Origin of the sequence: Streptomyces sp. NRRL B-24572 (assembly GCF_002156145.1) — a bacterium.
Taxonomy (GTDB): Bacteria; Actinomycetota; Actinomycetes; order Streptomycetales; family Streptomycetaceae; genus Streptomyces; species Streptomyces vietnamensis.
Window position 1 is genome coordinate 1 of record NZ_MWIG01000281.1, and the last position, 2,231, is coordinate 2,231.

Sequence of the window (2,231 nt, forward strand, 5' to 3'; positions counted from 1 at the left end):
TCCTCGCCGTCGGTCAGGGCATCGAGGCAGCGGGACGGATCGGAGCGGTCGAGGCCCAGGTCCATCGCGAAGTGGTTGCGGGTGCCGGCCGAGATCACCAGGAACGGCAGGTCGTGCTCGGCGGCGACCGCCGCCACCAGCGCCTGGGTGCCGTCGCCGCCCGCGACGCCGAGCAGGTCCGCGCCCTCGGCCACGGCCCCGCGGGCCAGCTCGGCCACATCGGCCGGGGCCGACGGGTCGAGCAGGATCACCCGGGCGCCGAGCGCCTCCGCCCGCTCGACGAGACCGAACCGCTCGACCTTCCCGCCGCCGGACTTCGGGTTCATGATGAGGACCGGTCGCTTCGGCGGGGTCGCCGGGACCGCCCGCGGCGGCCGTGGCGGCCGCGATCTGCGCAGCGCCGCCCGGGCGCAGGCCAGCGCCGCACCCCAGCACAGGCACAGGATCAGCGCCGTCAGCCACAGGCCCTCGTGCGAGAAGAGGACCAGGACGCCGACGGGTGCGGCGACCGCGAGGAGCACCCCGAGGAGGCGCACCGCGCCGCGGTGCGCCACGAACCACCAGACGCCGACGGCGCAGAGGACCAGCCCGAGGAACCCGGACCCGACCACCAGGAGCCCGCCGTCCCCCACCGCGAGCAGGAGGACGACCAGCGAACCGATCAGCGCCAGCAGGGCCAGACGCGCGAGCAGCCGCGCGGCCCGACCTCCGTCGGGGCCCGTCCCGCCCGTCCTGCCCATCATGTCCCCTCCGTGGTGCTTCGACCGCGAACACAGTCCGGGGCACCAGCCTGCACGGACCCGGGCGGGAGGGCATCCCGGCCGGGCCGTTCGAGGGCCTCCGGCCGTCAGGCGCGGCAGCGCAGCAGCTCGAAGGGCGGGTTGGCGAGGCAGTCCGCCCAGAAGTCCGCGCCGAACTCGCGGACGCCGGCCTCGGACACCTCCAGCGGGACCCAGGTCAGGTCGCCGAAGCCGGCCGCGCGCAGGGAGTCCTCGTAGACCTCGCGGCGCGGGCAGGCGCCGACGAACGAGATCGGCGGGTCGAGCAGCGCCGTGATCCGGACGCGCGGCCCGGTCTCGATCTCCTCGCCGGTCGCCTCGCAGAGGAAGCCGTACTTGGCGAGCGACGGCCCGTCGAAGCGGTAGTCGGGCTTCTGCGCGAGCACGAAGAACTCGGCACCGGGCTTCAGGCTCCGGTGCACATGGCGACACATGCGCTCCATGGCGGCGATGTCCGGCGCGTAGTTGAGCAGCTGGACCCCGAGCGCGATGTCGAAGCTCTGTTCGAGGGTGCGCAGTTCGGACACGTCTCCCACCTCGTAGCGCACGCCCAGCGGATCGCTCTCCTCGAACGCCCGCGCCGCGGCGACCATCTCGCCGGAGATGTCGATGCCGAGCACCTCGGAGGCGCCGCGCCGCTTGAACTCCCTGCTGTAGAAACCGGTGCCGGAGGCGAGGTCGAGGACCGACTTCCCCCGTACGTCGCCGACCATGCCCAGGAAGCTGGGCACCTCCCCGTACTGCGTCAGCGGAAGGGACTTGAAGCCCTCGAACGCCTCACCGATCTCGTCGTACTGCTGCACGCTCATCGCGCGGTCCTCCCCAGTGCTCGGTCATGTGCCTGGTGATCCGTCATGCCCTGGCAGTCTTGCCGGATCACGACGCGAGCTCGTACTGGCAGAAGCCACGAAGACCCGGACGGCGCCCTGGCCTCCTCTACGGGAGTACGGGAGGTCCGAGGTTCTCGGAACTCCTCCGCGGATTCCTGTTATCGGGCCGCCGCCCCGCGATCTCCCACGTGTTGGCCGTCGACGACAGCGGGAACAGGCAGGGTGATTCGGAGCATGGGCGCACAGCACGGTACGGAACTGGTCAGGGCGGCACAGAGCGGAGACCCGTGGGCGCGGGACCGGCTCGTCGCGCTCCACCTGCCCCTCGTCTACAACATCGTGGGCCGGGCGATGAACGGCCACCACGACGTCGACGACGTCGTGCAGGAGACGATGCTGCGGGCGCTCGCCGGGCTCGGCGACCTGCGCTCCCCGGACAGCTTCAGGTCCTGGCTGGTGGCCATCACCATGAACGGCGTCCGCAGCCACTGGCACCGGCAGCAGCAGGCCGGCCACCCCGCGGGCGACCTCGACGACGCCCGAGGGATCGCACAGCCCGGGGCCGATTTCGTGGAGCTGGCCGTGGTCCGGCTGAACCTTTCCGGCCAGCTCCACGAAATCG

At 72.3% G+C, this 2,231-nt stretch carries 3 protein-coding genes; 1 reads left to right on the forward strand and 2 read right to left on the reverse strand.

Annotated elements, in window-relative coordinates:
* Both CCN56_RS17540 and CCN56_RS17545 read right to left on the reverse strand, forming a co-directional pair.
* A partial coding sequence (locus tag CCN56_RS17540; protein ID WP_179199877.1) for a diacylglycerol kinase family protein occupies positions 1 to 740 on the reverse strand: 740 nt, incomplete at its 3' end.
* Positions 741 to 847: 107 nt separating this feature from the next.
* The gene (locus CCN56_RS17545; protein WP_086827946.1) at positions 848 to 1,588 is read right to left on the reverse strand and encodes a class I SAM-dependent methyltransferase; all 741 of its coding nucleotides are present in this window, start codon (positions 1,586 to 1,588) and stop codon (positions 848 to 850) included.
* A gap of 255 nt (positions 1,589 to 1,843) precedes the next feature.
* Here CCN56_RS17545 and CCN56_RS17550 point away from each other — a divergent pair.
* Positions 1,844 to 2,231 (forward strand): RNA polymerase sigma factor (locus CCN56_RS17550; protein ID WP_143664542.1); only part of this gene is annotated, 388 nt, incomplete at its 3' end.